The following is a 1,347-nucleotide window of genomic DNA, read 5'->3' as shown; positions in this document are numbered from 1 at the left end:
CCCTCTATGGCCGACTTTTCCAAATCGTTCCGCTTTATTCATCATTGCCACTGGCCTGGTCCGCGTTCGCTCGCCACTACTTACGGAGTCTCGGTTGATGTCCTTTCCTGCAGGTACTTAGATGTTTCAGTTCCCTGCGTTCGCTTCTTACCCCTATGTATTCGAAAGTAAGATACCTTATCACAATGCTTGGAAACCCAGGCCGTTCATAAAACAGACTGGATTTTCCAAGCATTTAAGGTGGGTTGCCCCATTCGGAGATCCATGGATCAAAGCTTATTCGCAGCTCCCCACGGCTTTTCGCAGCGTATCACGTCCTTCTTCGCCTGTGCATGCCAAGGCATCCACCAAATGCCCTTAATTCACTTCTTCGTTCTCATTGTCTATGCTCATCCATAGCCGTTCCAAAGGAACGGCAATCCGGTTACCTTTTACAACCAGATCATATCCTGATGACATCGACGTGTTCGATACAATCCTCTTTGAAGGCACGCCGGTGCACTTCGAGGTCGTATCATTAAGACCAGCTTCTCGAGATATCATCCGGTGATGCGCGGTCAGGCAACATCAATCCAGCATTCCCATCAGAGGAGCAAAAGCTCCAACAACAAAAATGCCTCGGACAAGCGATCCTTCCTACCTCCAACCCCTCCACCAATTCCGGCCGACTAAGCCATCACATGGTTTCACAAGGATTGGTCTCGGACGTTTCAGGCATAAACCCAAAACACCTGGACGCTTCCAGACATATCTTCTCTTCACAATGTATTCAGAACAGGCATCTTCCTTAGCAGAAGATGCAAACTTTTATTTCTTCAAAAGGATATTCAACTCACCGATCAATCCACCCATACAGGCCGGTCGGCCGTCGGCCATCATTGGCCGGCCCGTCTGGAGCGCAGCGGCAAAGCCGCGACAGCCTCAAGACATAACCTCACCAATCGCGCTAGCGATTGGTGGAGCTGAGCGGGATCGAACCGCTGACCCCCTGCTTGCAAAGCAGGTGCTCTCCCAGCTGAGCTACAGCCCCAACCATCGCAAACACCCGACAGCATAACCGCCAGGGATCAGGCAAATTCCAAAAACCAATGGTGGGCCCGGGTAGACTCGAACTACCGACCCCACGCTTATCAAGCGTGTGCTCTAACCAACTGAGCTACGGGCCCATCTCGATGCATCGGCACATCAACCCAAAGCAAAAGCTTCGATCAATCACCAATACAGGACGATAGTCCGTCGCCGGACGTCCGGCGCCCTCGCGGAGCATAGGGTCGAAGACCCGCTCATGCGTGAGCACAAACCAATGGTTTATATCCTTTTTGAAGAAAGAGAAACGTGGACGGCGAG

At 51.7% G+C, this 1,347-nt stretch carries 1 protein-coding gene, 2 tRNA genes and 1 rRNA gene; all 4 read right to left on the bottom strand.

Features of this window, described 5'->3' with window-relative positions; genetic code table 11:
* A 23S ribosomal RNA gene (locus F617_RS0126780) occupies positions 1-372 on the bottom strand; the annotation flags it as partial.
* Between the two features lie 582 nt (positions 373-954).
* Positions 955-1,030 (bottom strand) — tRNA-Ala (locus F617_RS0126775).
* 59 nt (positions 1,031-1,089) lie between these two features.
* Positions 1,090-1,166 (bottom strand) — tRNA-Ile (locus F617_RS0126770).
* Positions 1,157-1,347, bottom strand: a 191-nt coding sequence (locus tag F617_RS28790) for a hypothetical protein (RefSeq protein WP_210162168.1), incomplete at its 5' end; no start/stop codon positions are given. The genes F617_RS0126770 and F617_RS28790, both read right to left, overlap by 10 nt.

The sequence above is a fragment of the Agrobacterium sp. 10MFCol1.1 genome (assembly GCF_000381165.1).
In the GTDB taxonomy this organism is placed as follows: domain Bacteria; phylum Pseudomonadota; class Alphaproteobacteria; order Rhizobiales; family Rhizobiaceae; genus Agrobacterium; species Agrobacterium tumefaciens.
The sequence above is the reverse complement of the archived record's forward strand: the minus strand, read 5'-3'. Positions and strand labels throughout refer to the sequence as shown.